2 protein-coding genes are annotated in these 1,674 nt (G+C 61.5%); both read right to left on the bottom strand.

What is annotated here, in order from left to right; all coding sequences use genetic code 11:
• Nucleotides 1-25: 25 nt before the first annotated feature.
• Nucleotides 26-661, bottom strand: coding sequence for a hypothetical protein (locus tag AC4FAH_RS14125; RefSeq protein ID WP_287020032.1), 636 nt, complete (start codon nucleotides 659-661; stop codon nucleotides 26-28).
• Nucleotides 662-748: 87 nt separating this feature from the next.
• Nucleotides 749-1,674 (bottom strand): GGDEF domain-containing protein (locus tag AC4FAH_RS14120; protein WP_490246266.1); only part of this gene is annotated, 926 nt, incomplete at its 5' end.

Genomic DNA, 1,674 nt, shown 5'->3' with positions numbered 1-1,674 from the left:
CTTGATGGCCCTGACCGCAAGTCACTCAATCCAGCTGATTGGCCGTGATGGACACGGCTTCATCGTTGCAGAACTGCACGCGGACATCTTCCCACCAGTTCAATAGACGGCAGGACGTGTCATCGGCAATCGTCTCACTGATATCACTGGGCTTGCCCAGCAACGAGATGGCCTGTGCCTCACTCATGCCCTGCACCAGATAGCCATCATCCAGCGCTGAACGAATTCGGTACTGGCGCTGACTCTCCTCACGTGCGGCCAGGGCACGCTCCTTCTCACGCGCCAGACGCTGTGCGGTCGGGTCTTCGCCTGAAGTCTCTTCTATCACGTCAGCGGCGGGCACCACCGTCAGCGAATCATCCAGCGTGACGGGGGTATCGCCCTGCTGGCAAGGCTGCTGCTGCCAGGTGGGCACCCCCGACTGCACACAGCGAAAGATGCTGTTGTTGGCCTTGGCGGCAGGCGGCAGAGAAGGTGTCGCCGGGTCGGCAATCACTTGCGCCAGGGGCGCCTGCCCGTCACTCGAAGACGCTGCAGCATTCGGCGACTCCTCCGCCTGAACCGCCGCAAGCGGCATACCACTGACCAGCGTCGCCACCAGCAGTCCCCGCAAGAGCCGGCGCGACATCTGGCGTGAAACGCTGCCACAGGAATCCATCATCAACTTGTCTCTCCGCTTGGTGAGAGCGTGGATCATGCACGGATATCACGCCCAATGAGGTGAAATGGCAAAGCCATCATCCTTGCGTCAGCGCTTCCACTGATAGACCTCATCGGCGGTCTGCACATCGTCATGGTGACTGACATCAGAGCGACTGGGGGTCGAGGCCGCTGCGCCTGATCCATCGCCCGGAGTATCCAGTGGCGGCATGCCTGGCATGGCCAGGCTGTCGTGGCTGTGACCGTGGTCGAGGCTGTGGCCGTGATCAGACGGCTCGATCTGATCGAGACTGGCTGCACCGTGATCGGGCGTATCCCAGACGGTGACCACCCGATTGCGCCCTTCGCGCTTGGCACGGTACATGGCCTGATCGGCACGCTGCAGAAGGTCCGGCAGCAGTGATTCCGCGCAAGCGGCCGGTCCGCCCTGGGCCACCCCGATACTGATGGTGACCCGCAGCAGCTGGCCGTTGCTCAGCGTGAATGCACGACTGTTGATCGAGAGCAGCAAGCGTTCGGCTGCGTGCTGGAGCCCTTCTCTGTCCTCCGTCGGGCACAGGGCCACGAACTCTTCTCCCCCCTGGCGGCACAACTGATCACTGCCGCGCAGGTGGTGACGCAGTCGTTGCGTCAGCTCTATCAGCACCTCATCGCCAATCGCATGCCCTTGGGTATCATTGATGGCCTTGAAGTGATCAACATCGATCATCAGCACTCCCAGGCCACCACGACTCAGCAGACGCGGCCCCTCTTCCAGCAAGGCAAAACGAGACAGCGCCCCCGTCAACTGGTCATGGCGCAAGTCACGACGGTAGCGCTTCTCGCGCTGCTCAGCCTCCCACCCGATCTGCACCGCCACCACCGCGATGAAGGTGACGGAAATCACCAGGTTGACGACACTGGCCAGCGACATGAACTCGTAGGAGACGATATAGACCGGGCTGGTGAGATATTGGGCGCCGATATAGAACAGCAGCAGGACACCACTGAACAATAGCCGTTGAATGCGTGACA

It is taken from the genome of Cobetia sp. (assembly GCF_983723665.1).
The sequence above is the reverse complement of the archived record's forward strand: the minus strand, read 5'-3'. Positions and strand labels throughout refer to the sequence as shown.